Source organism: Microbispora sitophila (assembly GCF_014892245.1).
GTDB classification, from domain to species: Bacteria; Actinomycetota; Actinomycetes; order Streptosporangiales; family Streptosporangiaceae; genus Microbispora; species Microbispora siamensis.
Genome location: NZ_JADBGC010000016.1, coordinates 144,969 through 169,938 on the forward strand (window position 1 = coordinate 144,969; position 24,970 = coordinate 169,938).

26 protein-coding genes are annotated in these 24,970 nt (G+C 72.2%); 7 read left to right on the forward strand and 19 right to left on the reverse strand.

The annotated features are described in order from the left end of the window. Positions 1 to 16: 16 nt before the first annotated feature. A complete protein-coding gene (locus IL992_RS28160; RefSeq protein ID WP_193206388.1) occupies positions 17 to 415 on the forward strand; it encodes an ester cyclase in 399 nt (132 codons plus the stop codon). A 24-nt stretch (positions 416 to 439) separates the two neighbouring features. Here IL992_RS28160 and menC read toward each other — a convergent pair whose 3' ends face one another. Genes menC through IL992_RS28180 form a run of 4 tightly spaced genes read right to left on the reverse strand, consistent with a single transcriptional unit; the run spans position 440 to position 4,585 of the window. Continuing rightward, positions 440 to 1,540: an o-succinylbenzoate synthase gene (gene menC, locus IL992_RS28165; protein WP_193206389.1), complete on the reverse strand. Its 1,101-nt coding sequence runs from the start codon at positions 1,538 to 1,540 to the stop codon at positions 440 to 442. A 29-nt stretch (positions 1,541 to 1,569) separates the two neighbouring features. Continuing rightward, a complete protein-coding gene (locus IL992_RS28170; RefSeq protein ID WP_193206390.1) occupies positions 1,570 to 2,394 on the reverse strand; it encodes a GNAT family N-acetyltransferase in 825 nt (274 codons plus the stop codon). Further along, positions 2,391 to 3,539: a M20 family metallopeptidase gene (locus IL992_RS28175; protein WP_319018876.1), complete on the reverse strand. Its 1,149-nt coding sequence runs from the start codon at positions 3,537 to 3,539 to the stop codon at positions 2,391 to 2,393. Before IL992_RS28175 ends, IL992_RS28170 begins: the two co-directional genes overlap by 4 nt. After that, positions 3,536 to 4,585, reverse strand: coding sequence for a dipeptidase (locus tag IL992_RS28180; RefSeq protein ID WP_193206391.1), 1,050 nt, complete (start codon positions 4,583 to 4,585; stop codon positions 3,536 to 3,538). The genes IL992_RS28175 and IL992_RS28180 overlap by 4 nt, the downstream gene beginning before the upstream one ends. A 131-nt stretch (positions 4,586 to 4,716) precedes the next feature. Between IL992_RS28180 and IL992_RS28185 the strand changes: the two genes are divergently transcribed. Further along, a complete protein-coding gene (locus tag IL992_RS28185; RefSeq protein ID WP_193206392.1) occupies positions 4,717 to 5,337 on the forward strand; it encodes an IMPACT family protein in 621 nt (206 codons plus the stop codon). 16 nt (positions 5,338 to 5,353) lie between these two features. Here the strand turns inward: IL992_RS28185 and IL992_RS28190 are convergent, their stop codons facing one another. Beyond that, positions 5,354 to 6,577: an isochorismate synthase gene (locus tag IL992_RS28190; RefSeq protein ID WP_319018877.1), complete on the reverse strand. Its 1,224-nt coding sequence runs from the start codon at positions 6,575 to 6,577 to the stop codon at positions 5,354 to 5,356. Positions 6,578 to 6,748: 171 nt separating this feature from the next. Here IL992_RS28190 and IL992_RS28195 point away from each other — a divergent pair, with 171 nt between their 5' ends. Further along, the gene (locus IL992_RS28195; protein ID WP_193206394.1) at positions 6,749 to 7,564 is read left to right on the forward strand and encodes an SGNH/GDSL hydrolase family protein; all 816 of its coding nucleotides are present in this window, start codon (positions 6,749 to 6,751) and stop codon (positions 7,562 to 7,564) included. A 100-nt stretch (positions 7,565 to 7,664) separates the two neighbouring features. On the opposite strand, the gene IL992_RS28200 is transcribed toward IL992_RS28195, so the two are convergent. Further along, entirely contained in the window at positions 7,665 to 8,792 is a 1,128-nt protein-coding gene (locus IL992_RS28200; protein WP_193206395.1) for a hypothetical protein, read from the reverse strand. Between the two features lie 144 nt (positions 8,793 to 8,936). Continuing rightward, entirely contained in the window at positions 8,937 to 9,629 is a 693-nt protein-coding gene (locus IL992_RS28205) for a FadR/GntR family transcriptional regulator (RefSeq protein ID WP_193206396.1), read from the reverse strand. A gap of 310 nt (positions 9,630 to 9,939) precedes the next feature. Between IL992_RS28205 and IL992_RS28210 the strand changes: the two genes are divergently transcribed. Then, complete coding sequence (locus IL992_RS28210; protein WP_193206468.1) at positions 9,940 to 11,592, forward strand: 2-isopropylmalate synthase; 1,653 nt, start codon at positions 9,940 to 9,942, stop codon at positions 11,590 to 11,592. A 181-nt stretch (positions 11,593 to 11,773) separates the two neighbouring features. Here IL992_RS28210 and IL992_RS28215 read toward each other — a convergent pair whose 3' ends face one another. Continuing rightward, entirely contained in the window at positions 11,774 to 12,385 is a 612-nt protein-coding gene (locus IL992_RS28215) for a dihydrofolate reductase family protein (RefSeq protein ID WP_193206397.1), read from the reverse strand. 74 nt (positions 12,386 to 12,459) lie between these two features. Beyond that, complete coding sequence (locus tag IL992_RS28220; RefSeq protein WP_193206398.1) at positions 12,460 to 13,302, reverse strand: helix-turn-helix domain-containing protein; 843 nt, start codon at positions 13,300 to 13,302, stop codon at positions 12,460 to 12,462. 204 nt (positions 13,303 to 13,506) lie between these two features. Between IL992_RS28220 and IL992_RS28225 the strand changes: the two genes are divergently transcribed. After that, a complete protein-coding gene (locus tag IL992_RS28225; RefSeq protein WP_193206399.1) occupies positions 13,507 to 14,490 on the forward strand; it encodes a BtrH N-terminal domain-containing protein in 984 nt (327 codons plus the stop codon). Between the two features lie 13 nt (positions 14,491 to 14,503). Here IL992_RS28225 and IL992_RS28230 read toward each other — a convergent pair whose 3' ends face one another. The 3 genes from IL992_RS28230 to IL992_RS28240 all read right to left on the reverse strand — a co-directional run bounded on the left by IL992_RS28230 (position 14,504) and on the right by IL992_RS28240 (position 16,859). After that, positions 14,504 to 15,106: a cysteine hydrolase family protein gene (locus IL992_RS28230; protein ID WP_193206400.1), complete on the reverse strand. Its 603-nt coding sequence runs from the start codon at positions 15,104 to 15,106 to the stop codon at positions 14,504 to 14,506. 76 nt (positions 15,107 to 15,182) lie between these two features. Next, a complete protein-coding gene (locus IL992_RS28235) occupies positions 15,183 to 16,157 on the reverse strand; it encodes a GlxA family transcriptional regulator (RefSeq protein WP_193206401.1) in 975 nt (324 codons plus the stop codon). Between the two features lie 129 nt (positions 16,158 to 16,286). Next, complete coding sequence (locus IL992_RS28240) at positions 16,287 to 16,859, reverse strand: CGNR zinc finger domain-containing protein (RefSeq protein ID WP_193206402.1); 573 nt, start codon at positions 16,857 to 16,859, stop codon at positions 16,287 to 16,289. Positions 16,860 to 16,880: 21 nt separating this feature from the next. On the opposite strand from IL992_RS28240, the gene IL992_RS28245 reads away from it, so the two are divergent. After that, on the forward strand, positions 16,881 to 17,324 hold the full coding sequence (locus tag IL992_RS28245) for a VOC family protein (RefSeq protein ID WP_193206403.1): 444 nt from the start codon (positions 16,881 to 16,883) through the stop codon (positions 17,322 to 17,324). A 4-nt stretch (positions 17,325 to 17,328) separates the two neighbouring features. Here IL992_RS28245 and IL992_RS28250 read toward each other — a convergent pair whose 3' ends face one another. The 5 genes from IL992_RS28250 to IL992_RS28270 all read right to left on the reverse strand — a co-directional run bounded on the left by IL992_RS28250 (position 17,329) and on the right by IL992_RS28270 (position 21,540). Next, positions 17,329 to 17,934: a response regulator transcription factor gene (locus IL992_RS28250; RefSeq protein ID WP_193206404.1), complete on the reverse strand. Its 606-nt coding sequence runs from the start codon at positions 17,932 to 17,934 to the stop codon at positions 17,329 to 17,331. Beyond that, positions 17,931 to 19,055, reverse strand: a complete 1,125-nt coding sequence (locus IL992_RS28255) for a sensor histidine kinase (protein WP_193206405.1) — start codon at positions 19,053 to 19,055, stop codon at positions 17,931 to 17,933. The genes IL992_RS28250 and IL992_RS28255 overlap by 4 nt, the downstream gene beginning before the upstream one ends. A 20-nt stretch (positions 19,056 to 19,075) precedes the next feature. Then, a complete protein-coding gene (locus IL992_RS28260; protein WP_193206469.1) occupies positions 19,076 to 19,801 on the reverse strand; it encodes an ABC transporter permease in 726 nt (241 codons plus the stop codon). Beyond that, positions 19,801 to 20,697 carry an ABC transporter ATP-binding protein gene (locus tag IL992_RS28265; RefSeq protein WP_193206406.1) on the reverse strand — a complete coding sequence of 299 codons (897 nt, stop codon included), beginning with the start codon at positions 20,695 to 20,697 and terminating at the stop codon, positions 19,801 to 19,803. Before IL992_RS28265 ends, IL992_RS28260 begins: the two co-directional genes overlap by 1 nt. Positions 20,698 to 20,805: 108 nt before the next feature. Beyond that, entirely contained in the window at positions 20,806 to 21,540 is a 735-nt protein-coding gene (locus IL992_RS28270; protein ID WP_193206407.1) for an alpha/beta fold hydrolase, read from the reverse strand. A 42-nt stretch (positions 21,541 to 21,582) separates the two neighbouring features. Between IL992_RS28270 and IL992_RS28275 the strand changes: the two genes are divergently transcribed. Further along, positions 21,583 to 22,542, forward strand: a complete 960-nt coding sequence (locus IL992_RS28275) for a helix-turn-helix transcriptional regulator (RefSeq protein WP_193206408.1) — start codon at positions 21,583 to 21,585, stop codon at positions 22,540 to 22,542. Here the strand turns inward: IL992_RS28275 and IL992_RS28280 are convergent. Together IL992_RS28280 and IL992_RS28285 are read right to left on the reverse strand one after the other, a co-directional pair. Next, positions 22,474 to 23,895, reverse strand: a complete 1,422-nt coding sequence (locus IL992_RS28280) for a glycosyltransferase family 4 protein (protein WP_319018879.1) — start codon at positions 23,893 to 23,895, stop codon at positions 22,474 to 22,476. The two genes, IL992_RS28275 and IL992_RS28280, sit on opposite strands and share 69 nt — an antisense overlap. A 97-nt stretch (positions 23,896 to 23,992) precedes the next feature. Further along, the gene (locus tag IL992_RS28285) at positions 23,993 to 24,664 is read right to left on the reverse strand and encodes a class I SAM-dependent methyltransferase (protein ID WP_193206410.1); all 672 of its coding nucleotides are present in this window, start codon (positions 24,662 to 24,664) and stop codon (positions 23,993 to 23,995) included. Positions 24,665 to 24,970 lie beyond the last annotated feature (306 nt).

Below are 24,970 nucleotides of genomic sequence, written 5' to 3' on the forward strand. Positions count from 1 at the left end.
CGAGGAGACCACGCCGATGACCACACGCGAGAACGCGGCCGCCCAGGTGAAGCAGGTGCAGGTGCAGCTGGTGCGGCGGATGCAGGAGTGCTTCAACAGCCGGCGATTCGACCAGGCCGCCGACCTGCACACCCCGGACTTCTTCAGCCATCCGCTCGGCATCCCTGGGTTCGAGGCGGGCAAAGACGCCTGGCGCGCACTCGTCGCCCGGTTCCCCGACGTACGGGTCCTCCTGGTCGACGGCGACAAGGCCGCCGTGCGCTCGACCGTCGAGGGGATCACGGGCCCGGACGGCGACGCGCAGCCCATGCTGTTCGAGATCTTCCGCATCGAGGACGGCCGGTTCGCCGAGATGTGGGGGGCCAGCACGGGATTCCCGCCCGCGGCCAGTCCCGAGGACGTGGCCGCCGGGTGAGCCGCGGGGGCCTGCCGACAGGCGTCAGAGTGGGATCCACTCGGTGGCGACGGTGACCTCGTCCAGCAGCGACGGGATCGGCTCGACCCCGATGCCCGGGCCGGTGGGCACGGTCAGATGCCCGTCCTCGAGCTCGAAGGGCGGGGTGATGTCGGTGGCGTAGTAGCGGCGGGAGCCGGAGGTGTCACCGGGCAGGGTGAAGCCGGGCAACGCGGCCAGCGCCACGTTGGTCGCCCGGCCGATCCCGGTCTCCAGCATGCCGCCGCACCAGACCGTGACGCCGTGGGCGCGGCACAGGTCGTGGATTCGCCGGGCTTCGAGATAGCCGCCGACCCGGCCGGGCTTGATGTTGACGACCGAGCAGGCGCCGAGGGAGATGGCCGCCGCCGCGTGCTCGGCGGACTCGATCGACTCGTCCAGGCAGACGGGGGTGCTGATCGAGGCGGCCAGCCGGGCGTGCTGGACCATGTCGTCGTCGGCCAGCGGCTGCTCGATGAGCAGCAGGCCGAACTCGTCCAGCCGCGCCAGGTGCGGGGCGTCGGCGAGGGTGTAGGCGGCGTTCGCGTCGACCTGCAGCGGCAGCTCGGGCCCGAAGCGCTCGCGCACGGCGCGTACGGGCTCGAGGTCCCAGCCCGGCTGGATCTTGAGCTTGATGCGGACGTAGCCCTCGTCCAGGTAACCGGCGACGGCGTCGAGCAGTTCGGGGACGGAGTTCATGATGCCGACCGAGACCCCGGCGGCCACGCGGCTCCTCGTGGCGCCGAGGAAGCCGGCGAACGACTGCCCGGCGGCACGCAGGTGGGCGTCCAGCACGGCCGTCTCCAGCGCCGCCTTGGCCATGCGGTGCCCCTTGATCGGGCGCAGCGCCTCGTTGACGGCGTACGGGCCGGGCCGCGCGGGCAGCGCGGGGATCAAAAACCGGCGCAACACGTCGGCCGCGCCTTCGGCGTACTCGGAGGAGTAGAGCGGCTGGGACATCGCCACGCACTCGCCCCAGCCCTCGGCGTCGGGCGTGACGACGCGCAGCAACAGCACGTCACGCCGCGTCTCGGTGCCGAAGGACGTGCGGAACGGCGCGACCAGCGGCATCGCGATCCGCCGCAGCTCGATACCAGTGATCTTCATGCCCGTGGTTCTCATCCCCGTGGTTTTCATCACACTGTGCGGCCGTCGCCGCCTCTCCCTTCGTCGCGGGCGCCCCGGCGGACGACGTAGCAGGACTTGTCATGAAATCCGGTGACCCGCGCGCCGTCGCGCAGCAGGTCGCCGAGCACCTCGCGCAGGGCCAGCCGCCAGGCCCTGGCCGCGGCCGGATCCGTCACGCGCAGGGTCTCGATGTCCCCGGGCACGGTGACCAGCACCGTCTCGGCGTCGGTGCGGCCCCGCACGGGCCGGCCGCCGTCGTCGTCCAGCCCGGTGGCCGCGTCCGGCGGGATATCCACCGGCGACGACTCACCCCGTACGGCGGCGAGCACGTGCGGCGAGGTCAGACGCCAGACGGCGAGCACCCGGTCGGACTCGTCCCCGGCGTTGATCGCGTCGCCCATGGTGCCGTAGAAGGCCGGCAGGTACTCCTCGGGCCGCGCGCCGAGCTTGGCGATGTTGAAGTGGGCGTTGCGGCGCACCAGCGGATCGTACGTCCAGGTGATCGTTTCGAGGCCCCGGTCGAGCGCCCACTCCCGCTGGTGCAGCTTCAGCGCGAAGCCGATGCCCCACCCGGCGAGAGTCCCGGTGACGTGGGAGTGCAGCGCCCGCCGCGGCGGGGCCGCGACGAACCCGACCGACGCGCCGACCAGCCGATCGTGCCGGTAGGCCCCGGCGACGTAGTTGCCGGCGTGCGAGAGCGCCCGCATCATCTCCACCGTGATCGGCTCGCCTCCGGGATCCGGCCGCCAGATGCCGCCGAACAGGCGGCAGACGTCCTCGAACTCCTCGATGGTGTCGAGTTCACGCAGACGCAGGCCGCCGAGAGCGCTCATCGACGCACCGCCTCGACCAGGCCCGCCAGCAGGGCCGCACGGCCCGGCATCTCGGCCACGACCACGTGCTCGTCGTCGGCGTGCGCGCCGCCGCCGACCGCGCCGAGCCCGTCGAGGGTGGGGCAGCCCACCCCGGCGGTGAGGTTGCCGTCCGACGCGCCGCCGACGGCGGCGCCCGACAGAGGAGCGAGCCCGAGTCCGGCGGCGACCCGCCGGGCGAGCGCGAACAGGCCGGCCGACGAGGACGGTTCGAGCGGCGGGCGGTTGGGACCGCCGAGAACCTCCAGGCGGGTTCCGGGCGTCCGTGGTGACAGCGCCCGCATCAGCGCGTCCACGCGCAACTGGGCCGCGACCGTGGGCACGCGGACGTCGACGGCCAGGCGGGCCAGCGCGGGCACGGTGTTCATGGTGGTGCCTCCCGACAGCAGCGTGGGCGTGACCGTCGTGCCGTCCGTGCCGTCCGTGCCGTCGGTGCCGTCGGTGCCGTCGGTGCCGTCCGGGCCGTCGGTGGTCGCCATCGCGGCGACCGCGAGGATCTGGTGGGCGAGCTCCACTCCGGCGTTGGCCCCCTTCCCGGGGTCGAGGCCCGCGTGAGCGGCCCGGCCGTGCACCACGACCTCGTACGCCGAGATGCCCTTGCGCGCGGTCTTCAGTGCGCCGCCCTCGGCGCTCGCCTCCAGCACGAAGGCGGCGGCGCAGCCGCGCGCCGACTCCTCGACCAGGGTGCGGGAGGACGGCGACCCGACCTCCTCGTCGCCCGTGACGAGCACGCACACGCCGTCCGGGGAGGGCAGCGCGGCCAGCGCGTGGAACATCTGCACCAGCCCGGCCTTCATGTCGAACACCCCGGGCCCCCGCGCGATCCCGCCGGTCACCGACCACGGCCGCGTGCGCAGGGAGCCGATCGGCCAGACCGTGTCGTGGTGACCGAGCAGCAGCACGCGCGGCTCGCCGAAGCTCCAGCGCAGGTGTGTCACGCCGTCGACCACGATCGTCTCGGGAGGTACGCCGAGCAGGCGGCGCCCCTGGCCGGCGACCACGGCGGCGCTGCGGGCCACCGCCTCGTGGTCGGCGGAGAACGACTCGCAGCAGACGAGCTCCTCCAGGTCGGCGAGCATGGCGGCGGGATTCACCGTGACAGTCACCGGGGCCTGCCCAGTTCGGCGCGGAACAGCCGCCGCACGTTGCCGCCGAGGATCTTCACGATGTCGTCGCCGGGCAGGCCCCGCCGCAGCAGGGCCTCGGTGACCAGGGGAAGCCCGCGTGGCCCGTCCAGCCCGGGCAGGGCGGCGCCGGGGTCGATCCCGTCGAAGCCGAAGTCCTCACAGCACGGGGGAGTGACGTCGTGCAGCACCTCGCGGACGAAGTCCGGCCCCAGTCCCACGTGGTCGATCCCGGCGACTCCCGCGACGTGCTCGATATGGTCCACCAGCCGGTCCACCGTGTGGCCGGCCGGGTCCTCGGCGAGGAAGACGGGGAAGAAGTTGACGCAGACGACCCCGCCGGTCGCGGCGACGCCGCGGATCTGGTCGTCGGTGAGGTTGCGGTGGTGGTCGCGCAGGGCGCGGGCGGACGAATGCGTCGCCATCACCGGGCGGGTGGCCAGCTCCAGCACGTGCTCGACCCCGCGTGCGCCCAGGTGGGAGACGTCGAAGATCATGCCGAGCCGCTCCATCTCGCGTACGGCCGCCACCCCGGCGTGGGTCAGCCGGCCGCCGGTGGCGTCCTCGCCGCTGCCGTCCGCCAGCGGCGTGCGCCCCCAGTGGGCGATCGAGGCGATCCGCACGCCGAGCCGGTGCAGGGTGGGCAGCAGTTCGACCGAGGAGTCCAGACCGGGCATGCTCTCCATCGCCAGGACCAGGGCGATCACGCCGTCGTCGAGCGCCCGGTCGACCTGCGCGCCGTCCAGGCACAGCCGTACGGCGTCCGCGTTGCCCTCGGCCAGCGTGTGCGCGCACTCGATCATGCGCAGGGTCTGGCGCAGCGCGCCCTCCGGGCGGTAGCGGTCGTCTACGAAGACCGGCAGCACCTGGAGGTCCACTCCGCCGTCCCGCAACTGGGGCAGCCACCGTTCCCGGAAGAACTCCGCCCACCGGGCCGGCGGGCGTTCGGCGACCGCCATCAGCAGGTCGTTGTGCGTGTCCGCGACGACCGCGCGGTGGTGGAGATGGGAGGGGAACTCGACTGACACCCGCCGACGGTACGGCAGGGAGGGAGCGGGGCAATTCGTCCGCGTTCACCAAAGAACGGCGCAATCTTCGTCCATCCGTCCAATGGCCTCACATTACTTTGTAAAGGCGGCCCGCTGAATAAGCTGATCTCGTGGCAGCGCCGTACCGGACGATCAGGGACATCGTCGAGCACGAGATCGAGATCCGCCGTTCGCGCTTCATCTGCGCGCTCGCCCCCGCGGCCACGGAGGAGGCCGCGCGCGAGTTCGTCGCCGAGCGCAGGCGGCTCTACGCCGACGCGACCCACAACTGCTCGGCGTACGTCGTCGGCGAGGGCGTGCGCAGGGCGGACGACGACGGGGAGCCGGGCGGCACGGCCGGCACGCCGATGCTGGAGATGCTCACCCGGCGCGGCTTCGCCGACGTGGCCGCCGTCGTCACCCGTTACTTCGGCGGCGTGCTGCTGGGCGCGGGCGGCCTCGCCCGGGCGTACGGCGGCGCGGTGGGGGAGACACTCGACCGGGCGGAGGTGGTCGAGATGGTCCCCGCGGCGGTCGTGACCGTGTCGGTCGGCCACGCGCAGGCCGGAAGGCTGGAAAGCGACCTGCGCGCCTCGCCGTACGCGCTGCGGGGTGTGGACTACGGCGCGCGGGTCGCCTTCGAGGTGGCGGTGGCCGAGGACCGGCTGCCCGTCTTCGAGGAGTGGATCGCGGCGGTCACCGCCGGGCGGGCACAGACCGCGCTCGGCGGCACCGTCCACCTCGCCCGCTGACACGAGAAGACGCGCGTCACCCCTCCAGGGCGTACCGCATCACGCGGAGCTTGGCCTGCGCCTCGGCGAGTTCGGCGGCGGGGTCCGACCCGGCCATGATGCCGCAGCCGGCGAACAGCCGGGCGCGCCTGCCCGAGACGTACGCGCAGCGCAGCGCGATGCCCCACTCGCCGTCGCCGCGCGAGTCGATCCAGCCGACCGGCCCGGCGTAGCCCGCGCGGTCCATGCCCTCCAGTTCGCGGATGACGCCGAGCGCGGCGCCGGTGGGCGTCCCGCCGACGGCGGCCGTGGGGTGCATGGCCGCCACCACGTCGAGCACCGACGCGCCGTCGGACAGCCGGCCGGTGACCCGGCTGGCCAGGTGCTGCACGTTGGGCAGCACCAGAAGCTCGGGCTCGTCGGGGACGTGCAGCTCCGAGCACAGGGGGGCGAGGGCCTCCCGGACCGAGGCGACCGCGCAGGCGTGCTCGTGGCGGTCCTTCTCCGAGGCGTACAGCGCGGCGGCGCGGGCGGCGTCGTCGGCCGCGCCGTCGCCCCGCGCCGTCGTGCCCGCGAGGACCAGCGACTCCACCGCCTGGCCGGTGTGCCGCACCAGCAGTTCCGGCGTCGCGCCGACCAGCCCGTCCACGGAGAACGTGTAGCACTCGGGGTAGCGCTCGGCCAGCCGCGCCAGCAGCACGCGGGGGTCGATGTCCCGCTCGGCGACGGCCGTCAGGTCGCGGGCGAGCACGACCTTGTCCAGCGCGCCGTCCTTGATCCGCCGTACGGCACGCGCGACCCGGTGCTCCCACTCGGGCGCCGTCAGCGAGCCGTCGGCGTACCGGATGCGGCCGGGCTCCCTCGGCGGGGTGACCAGGTCGAAGGCGTTGTCGCCGATCGTGGTGAGCCAGGCGCGGCCGTCCCGCCGGGCGAGCACCACGCGGGGGACGACCAGCACGGTCCCCTGAGCGTCGCCGTCGAAGGTGAAGGAGCCGAAGGCGACCGGTCCCGAGCCCGGCACGCCCACCTCGTCCTCGATGAGTGCCCCGGCGAACAGCGAGGAGAGCCAGCCGCGCGCCCATTCGAACCGGCCGGGGCCGGGCGGCACCGCGGCCCGTGCCGCCTCCCCCCAGCCCACGAGTCCTTCACCGTGTCTGATCCAGGCGTACGGCGCGGCGTCGGGCAGACGCGCCAGCAGATCGTCAGGGTCGCTCACCGCGACCGTGCGAACCACGAGGGGCCGGATAAGAGCGACACTCACCCGACTCACTCTACGCAGGATCTGAACATGTTCGACAAGAGGCCCCCCTTGCGGTCCCGGGCTCCCCCTGTCAAGCCGCGATAGGAACTTGGTCATGGAAGGCTCGCCTTCCCTGGTGGCGATAGAGCGCACCTCCATGCGATCCCTACCTTTGATCTCCCGGAGGTGCCCATGATCAAGAAGATCACGCCGGTCCTGGCCACGGCTGTCCTGCTCGTGCCGACCGGCGCCCACGCCCGTACGACTCCCGCCGTGATGGCGGCGCTGGGTGACTCGATCAGCGCGGGGTTCAACGCCTGCGGCTGGTACGTCGCCTGCACGTCCCGCTCGTGGTCCGCAGGCGACTCGCCGTCGGTGAACAGCCACTACCTGCGCCTGCTTGCCATGGGGAGCGCGATCAAGGGGCACAACCTGAACTTCGCCGTCCCGGGGGCGACCAGCGCCGATCTGGACGGGCAGGCGCGGCAGGCCGTCCAGGCCGGGGCCGGCTACGTCACCGTGCTCATCGGCGCGCAGGACGCCTGTGTGGGCTCCGAGAAGGAGATGACCCCCGTGAGCGCGTTCCGGCGCAACATCGACCAGGCCTTCGACGTGCTGCGGACCAGCGGCGCGCGGATCTACGTCGCGAGCATCCCGGACGTCAAGCGCCTGTGGCGGGTCGGCAAGGACAACGGGTGGGCGCGCCTCTTCTGGGGAATCGGTCACATCTGCCAGTCGATGCTGGCCAACCCGAAGTCGACCGCCAAGAAGGACGAGGCCAGGCGTGACCGGGTGCGCGAGCGGGTGATGGACTACAACGAGCAGCTCAGGCAGGCATGCGAGAGCTACGGCCCCGCCTGCCGCTACGACGGGGGTGCGGTCTTCTCCTATCCCTTCACCCTGAAGCAGGTGAGCGGGTGGGACTACTTCCACCCCAACGCCGACGGCCAGAAGGCCCTCGCCAAGATCACTTTCGACGCGGGCCTCTTCTCCGACGTCGAGCCCTGATCCCGGGTGGCGCCCGGACATACCGCCACACTCACGTTCCCGCTGTCCGCGATCGGCTGACGCCGTCCCGGCGAGGTCAGCAGGCACCTCGCCTACGGGTTCACTGTTCGCGCCCGGCAGGCCTGCGCGTAGTGCCGCCAAGGCGAGCCAGGCCGGCTGCCACTCCCGCTACGGCCAGAGCCATGAGCGTGGCCAGCAGGGCGAACCAGTACGGCTCGCTCTGGGTGTTGTGATCGTACGGCCGCGGACCGATCGCCACATAGATGGACCAGATCAGCAGGGGACCGGCCACGCCTGCGAGGAGCCCCGAACTCCAGCTCGCGTCCCGTCGCGCCGTTCGGGACGCGACCGCCGCCACCACGACGGCGGGGGCGATCAGACCCAACGCCAATGAAAGGTATCCGGGCTCCAATGAGCCCAGGTGAACAGCCTTCCACTGGACGTCCGCCAGCTCATTGGCGGTGTAGAGCAGAACGAAGGAGACCAGCCCCTCCCGTGCCCCCGTGTGCCGGAGCGCCACGGATCCGGCCGCGGCCCCGATGCCGCCACCGGCCAGCGAGGCCAGCAGGGCCACACCTGCGGGCTTGCTCTCCACGCCCAGCGCCTGCGCGTACTGCACGGGGCCGGCCGTTATCGCGCATCCGATCCAGGCGGCGAGGGGCGTCGCGACGAAGGCGCCACGCCCGCCGGGTAACCTGGCGGCGATCACCGAGGCGAGGACGACCGACGCGGCGGGATGCCAGAAGGCACCGGTGAGGTCGCGATACCAGCCCGCTCCGTCCCACTCGTGATAGTCGACCCACTGAGTCACCTCGAAGACCTTGGCGGCGACGAGCTGCCCGCAGGCCAGCACCGCGGCGATCAACGCGGCGGCGCCCACCGCGCCCACGGTGGGCCTTGTTCCGGCAGGCACCCTCCTGGCGGCGACCAGGTAGGCGACAACGGCTCCCGCCGCCCAACCCGGCCATCCGGGCAGGCCGAACCAGCTGCCCATCGCGTTTGCCGATTGTCCGAGGAAGTCCTCCGCGACGGGCAATGTCACGACGACGGCCGCGACGCCGCCGTACAGGGTCGCGACGGCCGCCCTTGCAGGCTCTCCCCGTAACAGCGATCCCGCCACCAGGCCGGTCGACAGGCCGGCAGGCTCGAGACGACCGGTCACGGCCAGCAGTACGGACACCACCGGCGCCAGCACCGCGACCACGATGACGACTCGTGCATTCGACATCCGTCCAGGCAATCACGACAGATGCGACGGCGGGACGAATTCGGTCACCGGGTGGCTCCCGCCCGCTCGTAGCAGTCTTCCCGGTGCTTCGCCCGGCCCTCGTCGGCCTGGGCTCCCGGGTCTCGCTTGTTCCGCCAGGCGCTCTCAGCCTGTCTGGCGAAGGCGGTCGAGGGTCTGCTCCAGTTCCTCCTGCAGCACGCGGCCCGCGCCGTCGGCGTCACCGCGCTCGACGGCGCCGACGAACGCCGCGTGGGTCTCGTCTCCCGGGTTCGGGTCGCCCGCCCGCAGGCCGAGCAGGTCCACCAGGGCGACCAGACCTTCCCGTAGCCGGGGGACGAACTCGGCGAACAGGTCGGTCAGCACCGGGTTGTGCGCGGCGGCGACGACGGCCGCGTGCAGGGCGATGTCGGCGTCGACGAAGGCGGTGTCGCTCTCCCGCGCGGCGGCCCGCCGGGCCTCCAGCGCCGCGTGCAGCGCCGTCACGTCGTCCGGCGTACGGCGCAGCGCCGCCAGCCGGGCGGCCTGCACCTCGACCAGCATGCGCACCTCGTAGACGTCGGCCACGGCGGCCCGCCGCAGGCGGGCCGTCCAGTCCTCGGCAGGGCTGGTGGCGATGACGAAGACCCCGGCGCCCTGCCGCGCCTGCACCAGCCCGGCTCCGGCCAGCGCCCGCAGGGCCTCGCGGACGGTGGAACGGCCCACGCCCAGGGTCTTGGCCAGGGTCGTCTCGCCGGGCAGCCGGGTGCCGACCGGCCAGCGGCCCTCCGCGATCTGCTCGCGCAGGCTCTCGACGGCCTGGTCGACGAGGGGACTGCGGTGGAGCGCACCGAGCGCCATCGAGCTTCACCTCTCAGGTTGTCTGAGGAGTTGTCTTGTGGTTAGTCTAACCGCCATGTCGTCGCACTGGTCCTTCGGCCGTCTTTCCGGCCTGCTTCTCGGCCGCCGCGGCGGGGTTTGATCCGATGACCGGCACCCCGCCGCGGGGTGCCGTGCCGCCGGTCGCCCGTAGACCGACCGAAGGATCATCTCCGTGACCACCGTCTCCACTCCCTTCCCCACGCTTCGCACACCTTTCCCCACGCTGCGCACTCCGGAAGGCCCGGTGCCCGCCGATGCTCCCGCGTGGAATCCCCAGCGGGGCAGCGCGATGCCGTACCACCGCTACCGGCCGGCGCACGAGCGGGTCGAGATTCCCGAGATCCCGCGCGTCTGGCCGGGGCGCAGGATCGAGCGGGCCCCGCTGTGGGTGCCCGTGGACCTGCGCGACGGCAACCAGGCGCTGGCCGAGCCGATGGACACGCCGCGCAAGCGCCGCATGTTCGACCTCCTCGTCGCGATGGGGTTCAAGGAGATCGAGGTCGGCTATCCGTCGTCGAGCCGGACCGACTTCGACTTCGTCCGTCACCTGGCCGGAAGTGGCGTGGTGCCGGACGACGTGACCCCCGTGGTGTTCACGGCGGCCCGCCGCGACCTCATCGAGCAGACCTTCGCCTCCCTCCAGGGCATGCCGCGGGCGGTGGTGCACCTGTACACGGCGACCGCGCCGGTCTGGCGCGACGTCGTGCTCGGACAGGACCGGGCCGGGCTGCTCGCGCTCATCCGGGAGGCCGCCGAGCACATCGCGCGGCTCGCCGACGCCATGCCGGGGACGGCGGTGCGGTTCGAGTTCTCCCCGGAGGTGTTCAACTGCACGGAGCCCGACTTCGTCCTGGAGGTCTGCAACGGCCTCACCCGGTTGTGGGACGCCTCGCCCGACCGGCCGGTGATCCACAACCTGCCCGCCACCGTCGAGATCGCCACGCCGAACCTGTACGCCGACCAGATCGAGTACATGCACCGCCACCTCGAACGGCGTGACGCGGTCATCCTCTCGGTCCACCCGCACAACGACAGGGGCACGGGGGTGGCCTGTGCGGAGCTCGCCGTACTGGCCGGGGCGCAGCGCGTCGAGGGCTGCCTGTTCGGCAACGGCGAGCGCACCGGGAACGTCGACCTGGTCACCCTCGCGCTCAACCTGTACGCGCAGGGCGTCGACCCGATGATCGACTTCTCTGACATCGACGTCGTCCGGCGGACCGTCGAGGAGTGCAACCGCCTGCCGGTCCACGTACGGCATCCGTACGGGGGAGACCTGGTCTACACGGCCTTCTCCGGGACCCACCAGGACGCGATCAGCAAGGGGCTCGCCCACCACGAGCGGGTGGCGGCCGAGCGGGGCGTGCCGGTGCGGGAGGCTCCCTGGTCGGTGCCCTACCTGCCGATCGACCCGGCCGACGTCGGGCGCACGTACGAGGCGGTCATCCGGGTCAACAGCCAGTCGGGCAAGGGCGGCATCGCCCACCTCCTCCAGGCGCACCACGGGCTCGACCTGCCGAAGGCGCTCCGCGCCGAGTTCTCCCGCGTCGTGCAGGACGCGACGGACCGCAGCGGGCGGGAGGCCACGCCGAAGGACCTGCTCCAGTTGTTCCGCGCCGCGTACATGGCGGAGGACGGGCCGGTCAGGCTGTCGTCGTGCACCGTCGGCGGCGACGGCTTCCACTGCCGGATCCGGCGGGACGGGCGCGCAAGCGAGGGGAGCGGCGCCGAACCGGCGGCGGCCCTCACCGCCGCGCTTGAGGCGTCCGGGATCGCGGTGGAGGTGCTCTGGCAGGGCGGGCATCCGGTGGAGGGCGGCGCCGTCGCCTACGCCCGGTGCCGCGTCGGCGACACGCCCGCCTGGGGGGCGGCCGAGGACGCCGACACCGTGACGGCGTCCGCGCGGGCGGTGCTCGCCGCCGTCAACCGCGCCCTGGCCGGCTAAGGACACGTGGACCTAGGAGATCGACAGCGAACGAGGTCTCCGGCAGGTGGCGATCGACCAAGACGAACCCCCCCACCGGAGACCTCGTGGCCCCTCAGCGTAAGAAGGCGGTGGCGGTACGGGTGCCGCCGCTGCCGGCACCCGAGCGGCCGGGGCGGCGGCCATCGCTGATACAGGCCCCTTAGCGGCGTACCCTGAACTTCAGGTGCAGCACGCGGTCGCCCTGGATGACCACGTGGGGGTCCTCCAGCAGGTGCTGCCCATCGATGCCGCCGAAGTAGCGTTTGCCCGACCCGAACACCACCGGCACCACGTCCATCGCCACCTCGTCCACGAGACCGGCCGCGAGGATCTGGCCGCCCACCTCGCCGGCGTTCACCGCGACGGTTCTCTCCCCGGCGAGCTCCTGGGCCTTGTCGATCGCAGCCGTCACGCCGTCGACGAAATGGTACGACGCCTCGGGGTGCCAGCCCTCGGGCTTGGGCCGGTGGGAAACCACGATCACGTGGTCACCCGCGGGCGGCTGGCCTTCCCAGCCGTTCACCAGGTCGAACAGGGTGCGGCCCATGACGATCACGCCGATTGCCTCCCACATCGGCCGGACGTACTCCGCCGATGCACGTGAGACCTTGAAGCCGCTGCCGGCTCCGGAATGATCGTATCGCTGGTCGCCGTCTTCGGTGATCGGGGTGTCCCCGCTGAAGTACCAGTCGTGGAGTGGCCCGACGTCGTCGTTCTCGTCGGCGATGAAACCGTCCACCGACACCACGCTGTGCATGATCACTGTGCCCACAGGTTCTCCTCGAGGCTCCTTGCGCGTCCGCCCCCGATCTTGTCGGTCCTGTGGGTGACTTGGCTTGTAGAAAATCAATCAGCGGGCATCGGACCGCTGTCCGGTGGGAACCCCTGCTCGGCGGGGAATCGGCGCCGCAGGGCCAGGTATTCGGTCGGGGTGTGGCCGGTGAAGTCCTTGAACTCCCTGCTGAAGTGGGCCTGGTCGAAGTAGCCCGCCGTCTGGGCGAGCTCCGACCAGTCGACCGGACGCAGGGCGTCTACGGACAGGATCAGCCGCGCGAAGCGGTAGATCCGCGCCACCCGCTTCGGGGTGACCCCGACATGAGACTTGAACTGCGTGGCCAGGTGATTGCCGCTCACCCCGGCGGCATCGGCCAGCGCACCGACGGGGACCGCGCCGTGGGAAGTCTCCAAACGCCCGCCTGTGTGCCGGACCAGGCCGAGGCTGCGCGACGGTGCCTCGGCGAACCGCGATCGCAGCTCCTCCTCCAACGCCCGCAGTGTCTCGGTGGCCGATGCGATGTCGCCGACCTGGTCGCGAAACCGGTCCAACGACCGTTGCCAGACGCCGTCGACCGGCACCCACCGGTCCCGCAGCTCGATCGCCGGCACGTCGACGAACGGCGACATCCCCCACGGCTTGAAGTGCACCCCGACGAGCCGCACCCGTGTGGGGTACTCGAAGAGGAAACGCCTGGTCCATACACCCATGAACCACGCATCGACGAGCATCGCCGGCGGCACCGAAGGGTCGGAATCCCACAGGCGGACGGGTTCGCCCAGGTTCACGAACAGGTGTGCCGACGGCATCGGCGGGACGTTCATCCGGCGGTGGCGTGGCACCCCGGTCAGGCAGTAGATGTCGTCGATGAACTGGTCGAGCGGTGGCGCGGGCACCCGGCCGACGTATTCCACGCACTCAGTGTGGCCGACGACGGTCCGATTCGCGAGAGAGGTCGCCGGCCCCGCCGATACAGGCCCTGGCGAAGCGGCCGTCTGGACTCTCCCACGGTGGGAGGCCTCATGCTGTTCCCAGCGGTCCCCAGTGATTGATCACGGCGTACACCAAGGATGGGGACGGTGTGACCGTTCGCCGCGTCAGCATGAGGAGAGCGACGCATGACCATCGTGAAGGACATCGAGGCCCGTGGCATGCACCACTGCGAGACGACGGCGCTGGGAGTGCTGTTGCGGCATGAGGGACTCGATCTGTCCGAGCCCATGCTGTTCGGGCTGGGCTCGGGCCTGTCCTTCATCTATTGGGACAGCAAGGGCATGCCGTTCCCCTTTCTCGGAGGACGCGTCAAGCCTTTCGACCTCACCAGGAACCTGGCCGCCAGGCTGGGGCTGACGTTGACGGCCGAGGAGACCACCTCACCACGCAAGGCGTGGGCGAACGTGGCCGCCCCCATCGACGCCGGGCGGCCGGTCGGCCTCCAGCTCGACTGCTACCACCTGGACTATTTCCGCACCACGGTGCACTTCGGCGGTCATATCGTCGCCATGTACGGCTACGACGAGCACGACGTCTACCTCGTGGACACCGACCAGCAGGGAGGCGCGGTGCGCACCAGCCGCGCCGGCCTCGCCGCGGCGCGGGCCGAACGCGGCCCGATGACCGCCAGGAACCGCTCCTTCACCATCTCCCTGCCGGCTCATCCGCTCTCCTGGCAGGACCAGATCATCCCCGCCGTCAAGGACTGCGCCGACGCCTTCCTCGCCGCTCCCATCGCGAACCTGGGCCACCGTGGCATCGAGAAGGCCGGAAAACAGGTGCCCAGGTGGCTGCTGCGCGCCGGCGAGCCGCGGCAGGACCTGCCGCAGGCCGCCCTCCTCATGGAGAAGGGCGGCACCGGCGGCGCCCTGTTTCGCGCCCTCTATCGTGACTTCCTCGACGAGTGCACCCGGCTGGTCGACGACCGTAACCTCCGCGCCGGTCACAGGTTGTACGCCGAGGCCGCCGTCCTGTGGACGCACGTGTCCACCCTGATCGCGAAGGCTGGGGAGAACGGCGACGCGGGGTTCCTGGAGCAGGCCGGCGTCATCCTCCACGATCTTTCGCGCATCGAGAAGGACGCCATGCAGGTGCTGTGCCGGTTGTAGACGCCCTCAGCGATCAGGCGGGCAGGTCGGCCACCCGGGCGGCGACCGGGCCGAACAGGTCGCCGATCGTGGTCAGGGCGGCGGCGTGCAGGGCCTGCGCCGGGATCGGCGCGCCGTCCGGACCCGCGAGGGGCCGGGTCGCGCACGCCTCGGCCACGACGGTGGGCCGGTAGCCGAGGTTGAACGCGCTCTGGGCGGTGAACTGGACGCACATGTGGGTCATGAAGCCCGCCAGCACCAGGTCCGGCCCGGCGTCCAGGCCGCGCAGCACCTCCAGCAGGTCGGTGCCGTGGAAGGAGTCCGGGAAGTTCTTCACCACGACCGGCTCGCCGTCCCGGGGTGCGACGCGCGCCTCGATCCGCCCGATCTCGGCCCGGATGTCGTACGGGCTGCCTTCGCCGCCGTCGTTGACCACGTGCACCACCGGGGCGCCGGCGGCGCGGGCGCGGTCCAGGAGGCGGGCGGCGGCGTCCAGGGCGTGGTCGGCGTCCGGCAGCGCCATGACGCCGGTGCGATAGGTGTTCTGAAAATCGATCATGATCAGCGTGCTCGCCGAAAGCGCCGGCAGTGCGCCGTCCAGGCCGATCACGTCACGCAGGGTCGTCGAAACGGTCATCACGGTCTCCTTGCACAGAGAGAAAAGGGCAGGACGATGCGCCGGCCCTGCCGGGCCGGGGCAAAGGGGGGAAAGATCAGGCGGCGGTGCGGAAGCGCCGCCGGTAGGCCGCTGGAGTGGTGGACAGCCGCCGCCTGAACACACGGTGCAGGGTCTCCACCGAGCCCAGGCCGGCCGCGGCGGCGACCCGCTCCAGCGGCTCGTCGGTGCTCTCCAGCAGCCGCCGCGCCGCCTCCGTCCGCGCCGCCTCGACGTACGCGGCCGGGGTTTCGCCGGTCTCCTTCCGGAAGACCCGGGTGAAGTGCCGTTCACTCAGGCACATCCGCTCGGCGAGCGCGGCGGCGGACAGGTCGGCGGTCAGGTTCTCGGTGATCCACGCCCGCAGCTCGTCGAGGTCGCGGCGCTCGGCCGGGGCCCGCCACAGCGGGACGCTGAACTGGCTCTGCCCGCCCTGCCGCTTGAGGTACATCACCAGCTGCCGGGCCACCGCCAGCGCCAGCCGCTCACCGTGGTCCTCGGCGACCAGGGCCAGCGCGAGATCCATGCACGCGCTGATCCCCGCGCCCGTCCACACCTTCCCCGAGCGGACGTAGATCGGGTCCGGGTCCACGACGACGTCGGGGTGGTCGGCCGCCAGCCGGTCGGCGGTGGCCCAGTGCGTGGTCGCCGTCCGGCCGGACAGGAGGCCCGCGGCGGCCAGCAGGTGCGCGCCGACGCACACCGAGGCGACCCGGCGGGCGTGCCGGGAGGTCTCGCCGATCCAGCCGACCAGGTGCGGGTCGATCACCGGCGCCCCGTCGCGGTCCACCGCTCCGGGCACCACGAGGGTGTCCACCCGGTCGCCGACCTGGGCGAAGGTCAGGTCGGTGGCGAGCCGGACGCCGGCGGCGGTGCGCACCTGGCCGCCGTCCGGGCCGGCCAGCAGCACCTGGTAGGGCGGCCGGTCGGACATCTCCCGGTTGGCGACCGCGAACACCTCCGCGGGCCCGGTGACGTCGAGGAGATCGACGTCGGGGAACACGGCGATGACGACACGGTGCGGGGCGGGCATGCACCTATTGTCGCCATTTCGCCCCTATGGCCGCCATGACGGGGTTCTGTCACATGCGGACATCCGGGCGGGCGCCCGTCAGCGCGATCACATGCCGGTGCGGAATGGCAGGAGACGGAACAACAACCTCTAGCCTTCGCGGGAGCGGTGCGCCCGGACCTTGTGGCGGTTGCCGCACCGCTCCATCGAGCACCAGCGCCTGCTGCCCGGGCGCGAGGTGTCGACGAAGATGAGAGCGCAGTTGTCCCCCGCGCACTCCCGCACGCGGTCCGCCAGCGGGCCGGTGAACAGCTCGATCGCGTCCCTCGCGACGGTCGCGACCACCTGGCCCCCGGTCGCCGGGGTGGCCCAGGATCGCAGCCTGTCCGCCGTCATCAGGGGTGTCAGCGGCGGCGCCGACGCCGCCAGGTTGACCGCGTCCACGTCCGCCTGTCTCGGCGTGCGTCCGTGGACGCGGTCGCCGGCCAGCCCCCACAGGGCGGTGCGCAGGGCTTTCGCGCGGGCGAGGTCGGCGGCCGTCGCGTCCGCTTCCTCCAGGCCGAGCCGGGACACCGCGGCCCACCGCGCCAGGTCCGCCGGCTCGTGCAGCGTCTCGTAGTGGGCGTAGACGCCCACGCCGCCGCTGACCAGGAACTCCAGGCAGAGGGCACCCGGGTCGAAGCGGAAGGAGGCCCCGTGGCGTGGGTGTAGCGTCAGGCTCATGTAACCACTATAAAGGGTTACATGACTCTCGAATGGAAGCTCGTCATCGACTGCGCGGACCCGCACGCGCAGGCCGCGTTCTGGGCGGAGGCCCTGGGCTACGAGGTGGAGGACAACAGCGTGCTGGTCGGCCGGCTCCTGGCCGCCGGCGTCGTGGGGGAGGAGGCGGTGACCCCTGACCGTATGGCCTTCCGGACGCTGCGGGCCGTACGGCACCCGGACGACCCGTTCGATCCGGACAGTGGCACCGGTCTCGGCCGCCGGATCCTCTTCCAGGCGGTCCCCGAGTCGAAGGCCGGCAAGAACCGCCTGCACATCGACCTGCACGCGGGCCCCGAGCGCAGGGACGCCGAGGTGGACCGGCTCAAGGCACTGGGCGCCACCGTGCTATGGACGGTCCGGGAGCCCGGGAGTCACCACGTGACCATGGCCGACCCCGAGGGCAACGAGTTCGACGTGCAGTGACCCTCTACAGCCAGCCGTTGTGGCGGGCCAGGCGGGCGGCCTCGATCCGGTTCCTGGTGCCGGTCTTGCCGATGGCCGACGACAGGTAGTTGCGCACGGTGCTCTCCGACAGGTGGAGGCGGGCCGAGATGTCGGAGATCGTCGAGCCGTCGGCCGCCGCGGCCAGGACGTCCCGTTCCCGGTCGGTCAGCGGGCTCGGGCCGGTGCTCAGCGCGGCCGCCGCGAGAGCGGGGTCGATGACCCGCTCACCGCGCAGCACCCGGCGGACGGCGTCGGCGAGATCCTCGACCGGGCCGTCCTTGACCAGGAACCCGCGCGCCCCGGCTTCCATGGCGCGGCGCAGGTAGCCGGGCCGCCCGAACGTCGTGAGGATGAGCACGGCGCAGCCGGGCAGGCGCTCGCGCAGGTCGGCGGCGGTCTCCAGCCCGCCGCGGCCCGGCATCTCGATGTCGAGCAGGGCCACGTCGGGCCGGGTGCGCAGGGCGGTGTCCACCACCTCGTCGCCGTGGCCGACCTGGGCGACGACCTCGATGTCCTCCTCCAGGCTGAGGAGCAGGGCCAGCGCGCCGCGCATCATGCCCTGGTCCTCGGCCAATAGCACCTTGATCAACGACCGTCCTCCTTCGCGTATGGCACGGCCACCCGGAGCAGGAACCCTCCGTCGGGCGGGGCGGTGGTCTCCACGGTGCCGGCGGCGGCCTTCACCCGCTCGCGCAGGCCGATCAGCCCGTTGCCGTGCCCGTGGGCCTTCTTCGGCGGGCCGTCGTCGCGGATCTCCAGCACCAGGAGCCCGCCGTCGTCGCGCAGGCCGATCTCGCAGGCCGACGCGCGGCTGTGCCGTACGACGTTGGTCACGCCCTCGCGCACGGCCCAGCCGAGCAGGGCGTCGGTCTCGGGATCGGGCCGTACGGAGGAGGTGCGGACGGTCGCCTCGATGCCGGCGTCCGCGAGCGCGGCGCGGGCGGAGTCGAGTTCGGCGGTGAGCCCCCTGCCGCGGTAGCCGGTGACGGCGGCCCGCACCTCGGCCAGCGCCTGCCGCCCGATCTGCTCGATGTCGGCCGCCTGCCCGGCCGCCGCGTCCGCGTCCACCCGCGACAGCCGGCGTACGGCCTCGGCCTTGACGACCATGATCGAGAGGGTGTGCCCGAGCAGGTCGTGCAGGTCGCGGGAGAAACGCAGCCGCTCCTCGGTCACCGCGGCCCGGGCGAGCTCCTCGCGGGTGGCCTTGAGTTCGTGGATGGCCTCCCACAACCGGATGATGATCGCCGGGATGAGGCCCGCGGTGAACGTGCCCCAGACCAGTGCGAGGATGCCGGCGAGGTCGGCGCCGGCCCCTGCGGCCACGGCCAGAGCGGCGGCGCACTCGGCGAACAGCACCACCGGAAGGACCTTGCCGCGCACGGTGATCCCGGTGGCGACGGCCAGCATGACGACCAGGTAGAGCCAGTTGTGCCGGAACCCGGCGGCGGAGGCCAGGACCACCACCGCGAGCAGCCCGAGCACCGGCAGGGCGCGCCGCCGGTCGGCGAAGGCGTAGTGCGTGGTCACCGCGTAGAGCCCGGCGGCGGCCAGCGCGGCAGGCCAGGCCAGCCAGAGGGGATGGGACCGGCCGTGTGCGATGTCCCACACGGGCGCCGCCGTCACGGCCGCCCACATGTACATGCCCTTGGCGTCGGGGCCGCGCTCGCCCTCGCGCAGCGGGTCGAGCCAGGTGTCGCGCTCTGTCGTCATCGGGAACGTCACATTAGCGGTCAGGCCCGGCGGCCGGCGCGGCGGTAGCCGTACACCGCGTAGACGCCGAAGACGAGCAGCCAGGCCGACAGGAGGACGACCTGACGGAGGGTGGGGACGTCGCCGAACGCGATCCGCCAGGATAGGCCCGCGTAGCTGTTCGACGGGGTCCACTCGGCGATCGCCCGCAGCCAGGACGGGAAGTTCTCGACCGGCACCCACAGGCCGCCGAGGATCGCCAGCGTCAGCATGGTCGCGATGTTGGCCATCGCCGCCGACTGGCCCGACAGGCGGTAGCCGTTGCCGAGACCGAGCAGGGAGAACGGAACGGTCCCCGCCCACAGGAGCACGACGACGGCCAGCCACCGCTGCGGAGGGAGCGTGACGTGGTTGACCAGCACGCCGGCCAGCAGCACGGCCGCGATGCTCGGCACCACGCCGACCACCCCGGTGACGACCTTCCCGGCCACCACCTGGGCCGGAGTCAGCGGGGTGAGCCGCAACTGCCGCAGCCACCCCGCCGCGCGGTCCTCCGCGATGCCGCTGCCGTTGTTGAACGCGCCGCCGAGCGCGCCGTACGCCGCCATGCTGACCATCGTGTAGATCGCGGCGTCGTGCCGGTCGCCGGGGGCCAGGCCGAGGTTGGTGAAGACGAGGTACATGACGACCGGCATCACGATCCCGAAGATCACGTAGCCGCCGTCGCGCATGGTCCTGATCAGTTCGAGCCGTACGTATCCGAGCATCACGCGTTCTCCTTCGCCGTGAGGGCCACGAAAGCGTCCTCAAGGTCGGCCGGGACGACCTCCAGGTCGCGTACGGCGCCCGCGCGAGCGAGGGCCATGACGGTGGCGTCGGAGTCGCCGCTGCGCAGGTGGACCCGGCCACCCCTGATCTCCATGTGGCGCACGCCCGGCAGGGTCGCGAGCCAGGCGGACTCGCCGTCGGCGGTCACGCTCACCGTGGTCAGCGCCACCGCCCGCTTGATCTCCGCGCTGGTGCCGTCGGCGATCACCTGGCCGTGGCCGAGCACGACCACGCGGTCGGCGTGCTCGTCGGCCTCGTCCAGGTAGTGGGTGCTGAACAGGATGGTCTTGCCCTGGCTGGCCAGCCCGCGCATGCCGTCCCAGAACTCGCGCCGGGCCTCCACGTCGAGCGCCGCGGTGGGCTCGTCGAGGACGATCAGGTCGGGGTCGCCGCACATCGCCATGGCGAACCGCACGCGCTGCGCCTGCCCGCCGGACAGTCGGTCCACCCGGCGGTCGCGCAGGTCCCCGATCCGGGCGAGCGCGAGCACCCGGTCGAGGGGGAGGGGAGCGGCGTAGGTCCCGGCCACGAAGGTCAGCAACTCGCCGACCGTGACCCGGGGGATCAGGCCGCCCTCCTGCGGCATCGCGCCCACCAGGCCCTGCCGTACGGCCTGTTCGGGCCCGAGCCCGAACAGCGCGGCCCGCCCGGAGTCGGGCGGCAGCAGCCCGAGCAGCAGCGCGATGGTGGTCGACTTGCCCGCGCCGTTGGGGCCGAGGAGGGCCACCGTCTGGCCCCGGGGGATGGCGAGCGTGAGCCCGTCCACGGCCCGTACGGGGCCGAAGCGTTTGGTCGCCGAGGTCAGGGACACGGCGTCGGGGGTTTTCGCGGTCATGGGGACGACGGTAGGCAGGTGCCGTCGGCCCAGGTAGATCCATCGATACGGCCCTGGGCAGGACAATTGTCCCACCCAGGGAATCTACAATGTAAAGGCGTCGGCGTGTCAGGCCACCTCGGCCAAGACCATGGCCAGATCATCCGGGCGGGAGAGCATCGGCCAGTGACCGGTCGGCAGTTCACGCAGCTCCCACTCCGGCCCGCTCAGCGGCGCGAACGCCGGATGCCCTGTCGTGATCAGCTCCTTGACCTGCGCGAGCGGGAACGAGCAGCTCACCAGCGTCTTCGGCAGCGTGGCGAACGCGGTGGCGTCGTCGCCCAGGGCGAGGGGCTGGGTGATCGTGCCGAGCGGCTGGTCGGTGGCCCGGGCGGTCATCAGCGCACGCTCGCGCTCGCCCAGCCCCTCCAGACTCGCGCCCGACTCCTGCAGTTCGTCCCATGAGGGCATGGGGTAGCGCCAGCCATCCTCGACGCGCTTCTCGACGAACTCCCGCCCGGTGAGGTCGATCTGGGCCATGCCGTCCGGCACCGGGCCGCTCTCGACGTACACGACCCGGCTCACCCGGCCGGCCGCGCGGGCGGCGGCTCCGGTGACCGCGGCGCCGCTCCCGCTGTGGCCGACGAGGACCACGTCGTGCAGGTCCTCGGCCTCGACGAGGCGGGTGATGTCGCGGATGTGGGTGTCCAGGTCGAGATCGGGAGAGGCGAGGTGGGCGCGGTCGGCGAGGCCGGTGAGGGTCAGGGGGTGGACCTCGTGCCCCATCCCCCGCAGGGCGGCGGTGACGTCCCGCCATGCCCACGCGCCGAGCCAGAAACCAGGAACGAGTACGTATGTCGTCATGCGTCGACACTAGAGCCGAATCAGGGCAGAATCGGTCCTGATATGACGACCAATCGCGTTCTCGCCTTTTTGGAGCTGCTGCAGGCCAGGCCCGGGCTCACCGGTCCCGAGCTGGCCGAGCGCCTGGAGGTGGACGTGCGGAGCGTGCGCCGCTACGTGCGCAGGCTGGAGGACCTCGGCATTCCGGTGGAGGCCGAGCGGGGACGCTATGGCGGCTACCGGCTGATGCCGGGATATCGGCTGCCGCCGCTCATGCTGAGCGGCGACGAGGCCGCCGCCGTGGTGCTCGGGCTGCTCGCGGGCCGCCGCGCGGGCCTGACCGTGGGAGAGGGAGCGGCCGAGAGCGCGCTCGCGAAGATCCAACGGGTGCTGCCCGACGCCCTGCGCGACCGGGTCGGCGCCGTCGAGGACATGGTCGGCCTGACCACCCGGTCCGCCGCGACCTCCCGGCCGAGCGGCGCCACGCTGCTGACGCTGGCCGACGCGGCCCGCCGTCGTCTGCGCGTACGGCTGGCCTACCGGTCCTACCGGGGACAGGACAGCGAGCGGGCGGTCGATCCCTACGGGCTGGTGTTCCACTCGGGCCGCTGGTATCTGACCGGCCACGACCACCGCAGGGGCGAGGTGCGGACGTTCCGGGTCGACCGGATCGGCCGTGCGGAGATGACGGAGGAGGGGTTTCCCGCCCCGGGAGAGTTCGACGCGGTCGCCCACGTCATGGAGTCGCTGGCCGGCGTGCCGTACCGGTATGAGGTCGAGGTGGTGCTCGCCACGACGATGGAGGAGGCGCGGCGGCGGATCCCGCCGACGGTGGCCGCGCTCGCTCCGGTGGACGGCGGCGTCCGGATGACCGGCCGCGCCGAACGGCTGGACGGCATGGCCCAGGTGCTGGCCGGCCTCGGCGTGCCGTTCACCGTGGTCAGGCCGCCCGAACTACGGGAGGCGGTCCGGGCGCTCGCCCGTCGCCTGCAGGAGTGGGCCGGTCAGTCCCCGAGGCGCTGACTCGTCCGGCGTACGGCCGATGTCGGACGCGGCGGCGCCGAGGGGGCCCGGCCGTTCCCCGGCGTCGTGCTCGCCGGTCCCGGCCGGCCCCTGCGCGAGCGGGTCGCCGGGCGGGAGACCGCGCCGCCGGGCCACCAGGCCGGACAGCAGGTCCTCCCACCGGGCGCCGATGACGTCGAGGTCGTAACGGGCGGCCGTCTTCAGCGCGTTGGCGCCCATCTCGCGGCGCAGGTCCTCGTCCTCGATGAGCGCGCAGATGGCGTCGGCCATCGCGTGGATCTTCTCCGGCTTCACCAGCAGCCCATCGTGGCCGTGGGTGATCATCTCCTTGGGGCCGGTCGGGCAGTCGTAGCTGACGACCGGGACGCCCTTGCTCATCGCCTCCAGGATGACCATCGGCATGCCCTCGTGGCGGGAGCTCAGCACGAACATCGAGGCGTCCGCGAGGACGGCGCCGACGTCCTCGGCCGGGCCTTCGAGGAACACCCGCTCGGAGAGCCCGCGCTTGTCGATCGACGCCTGGAGCTTCTCCTGCCGGGGGCCGCCGCCGTAGATCCGCAGCGTCCAGTCCGGATGCCGCGCCGCCACGTGCGCCCACGCGCGGATGAGCAGGTCGTAGCCCTTGCCCCAGGTCAGGCGGCCCACGGTGACGACGGTCTTCGCGGTGAGCGGCGAGACGCCGCCGTTCAGGCGGGGCGTCGCGTTGGGCACCTGCGCCAGCACGGCGGGGAGGTCCTTGCGCGCCTTCCCGAAGGAGCGCTCATAGGTGCGCAGGTCGGCCTGGGTGAGGGTGACGACCGCGTCGTGCCTGCCGTACCTGCGGATGATCTGCTTGCGCACCAGCGGCTGGTGCGAGGACAGGTTCCCGTGCTCCTGGGCCACCGTGATGATCTCCGGGGGAGCGAAGCGCGCGGCGATCAAATTCAGGCCGGGCCGGGTCCCGATGAGGATGCCCCGGCGGCGGGAGCGGATGTAGCGGACCAGCTTGAGATCGGTGCGCAGGGTGAACCAGTGGTAGGCCGCCTCGTCCTTCGGCACCAGCCTGCTCGGGAACCGCGACAGCAGGCCCTTGCGGCGGGGCAGCCGGTCGTCGAGGTAGCGGACGCGCACTCCGGGGGGCACGGGGAGGAAGGGCTCCTCGCGTTCCCGCACGACGCTCACGATCTCCACGTCGTGGGTGCGCGCCAGATATCCGGCGAGGTTGAAGACCGTCCGGATCGTGCCCCCCATGCCGTTGGCGTGCAGCAGCAGGATGCGGATCTCGCGACCGTCGGGCGGCGGCGCCGACCTGGCACGCTGGCGGTCACGGGCCTCCAGCGCCCGTACGACCACCCTGGCCGCTTTCCTTGCCACCCTGCGGTGAAGAGAAGCCACAGTCACGCCCCGTTTCGCGTCAGATGAAGATCCCCTTTCCCTATGACGTAACCGGCAGTTGTTCCGTTGTTGTGAACTAGGTCACATCGTGCCTGGAAAGCCGATATATGGTCGTCCGTTTGCTGGGGGCGTCCTCCAGGAAGACCGGCACCTGGTGCACCGCGACCTGCTCGAACACGCCTTCAGGGAGATAGGAGCAGGCGCGGTCGGGCACTCCGATAAGGACATCGCCGCCTGCTCGGGACAGGAACGGGGTGACCCGCCGGGCCAGCGGCTCCTCGTAGTAGACGTCCCCGGCCAGCACGACCTGCTGGGACGGAGTTCCGTCGAGCAGGTCGCCTTCGGCGACCCGCACCGCGACGCCGTTGGCGCGGGCGTTCACGCGGACGGCCGCCAGCGCGTACGGGTCGACGTCGTTGGCGACGACCAGGGCGGCGCCGGCCAGCGCCGCGGCGACCGCGACCAGCCCCGAGCCCGTGGCGAGGTCGAGGACGGTGCGGCCCCGCACGATCTCGGGGTGGTCGAGCACGTGCCGGGCCAGCGCCTGCCCGCCGGCCCAGGGGCAGGCCCAGAAGGGCAGCCGCCCGGCACGCTCCCACAGCTCGTACACGCGGTCGTCCCCGCCCGCGTCCGGCACGGCACCCGGAGCGGCGGCCGGCGTGATCAGGCGCAGCCGTATCTCCGGCACGTACGGCACGACCGCGAGCCTGGTGTGCGCGCGGACGAAGTCCTCGGCGTCGTCCTCCACGGCCGCCGATCGTAGCCGCACGGACACGGGTCCGGGCTACGAGTCCGCGAGGAGGATCGGAACGGCCGGCAGCGACGAAACCGCGTCTCCGCGCCGGAAAGGGGCGTGCGTCATACCGTACGGCTCGCTCGTGGTCCGTCCAGCCTCCATGAGACGATCTTGGTGGGCGTGATCCTGATGATCTCTCGGGACAGGCCGGGCAGGGGTGGCTCCTGATCCGTCAGCGCCACCGCCGTGCCCCGGATCTCGATGCCCCGGGGCACCCACGGATCGGCCGTCGCCTAATCGAGTTCGGCCTGGGTGAAG

Bases quoted from the DNA above. Each gene is read 5' to 3' on its own strand.
- IL992_RS28270 (WP_193206407.1), bottom strand. From the start codon at position 21,540: ATGACGACATACGTACTCGTTCCTGGTTTCTGGCTCGGCGCGTGGGCA.
- IL992_RS28275 (WP_193206408.1), top strand. From the start codon at position 21,583: ATGACGACCAATCGCGTTCTCGCCTTTTTGGAGCTGCTGCAGGCCAGG.
- IL992_RS28205 (WP_193206396.1), bottom strand. From the start codon at position 9,629: ATGGCGCTCGGTGCGCTCCACCGCAGTCCCCTCGTCGACCAGGCCGTC.
- IL992_RS28210 (WP_193206468.1), top strand. From the start codon at position 9,940: ATGCCGTACCACCGCTACCGGCCGGCGCACGAGCGGGTCGAGATTCCC.
- IL992_RS28265 (WP_193206406.1), bottom strand. From the start codon at position 20,697: ATGACCGCGAAAACCCCCGACGCCGTGTCCCTGACCTCGGCGACCAAA.
- IL992_RS28160 (WP_193206388.1), top strand. From the start codon at position 17: ATGACCACACGCGAGAACGCGGCCGCCCAGGTGAAGCAGGTGCAGGTG.
- IL992_RS28230 (WP_193206400.1), bottom strand. From the start codon at position 15,106: ATGACCGTTTCGACGACCCTGCGTGACGTGATCGGCCTGGACGGCGCA.
- IL992_RS28240 (WP_193206402.1), bottom strand. From the start codon at position 16,859: ATGAGCCTGACGCTACACCCACGCCACGGGGCCTCCTTCCGCTTCGAC.
- IL992_RS28255 (WP_193206405.1), bottom strand. From the start codon at position 19,055: ATGACGACAGAGCGCGACACCTGGCTCGACCCGCTGCGCGAGGGCGAG.
- IL992_RS28225 (WP_193206399.1), top strand. From the start codon at position 13,507: ATGACCATCGTGAAGGACATCGAGGCCCGTGGCATGCACCACTGCGAG.
- IL992_RS28170 (WP_193206390.1), bottom strand. From the start codon at position 2,394: ATGAGCGCTCTCGGCGGCCTGCGTCTGCGTGAACTCGACACCATCGAG.
- IL992_RS28245 (WP_193206403.1), top strand. From the start codon at position 16,881: ATGACTCTCGAATGGAAGCTCGTCATCGACTGCGCGGACCCGCACGCG.
- IL992_RS28200 (WP_193206395.1), bottom strand. From the start codon at position 8,792: ATGTCGAATGCACGAGTCGTCATCGTGGTCGCGGTGCTGGCGCCGGTG.
- IL992_RS28235 (WP_193206401.1), bottom strand. From the start codon at position 16,157: ATGCCCGCCCCGCACCGTGTCGTCATCGCCGTGTTCCCCGACGTCGAT.
- IL992_RS28195 (WP_193206394.1), top strand. From the start codon at position 6,749: ATGATCAAGAAGATCACGCCGGTCCTGGCCACGGCTGTCCTGCTCGTG.
- IL992_RS28260 (WP_193206469.1), bottom strand. From the start codon at position 19,801: ATGCTCGGATACGTACGGCTCGAACTGATCAGGACCATGCGCGACGGC.
- menC (WP_193206389.1), bottom strand. From the start codon at position 1,540: ATGAAGATCACTGGTATCGAGCTGCGGCGGATCGCGATGCCGCTGGTC.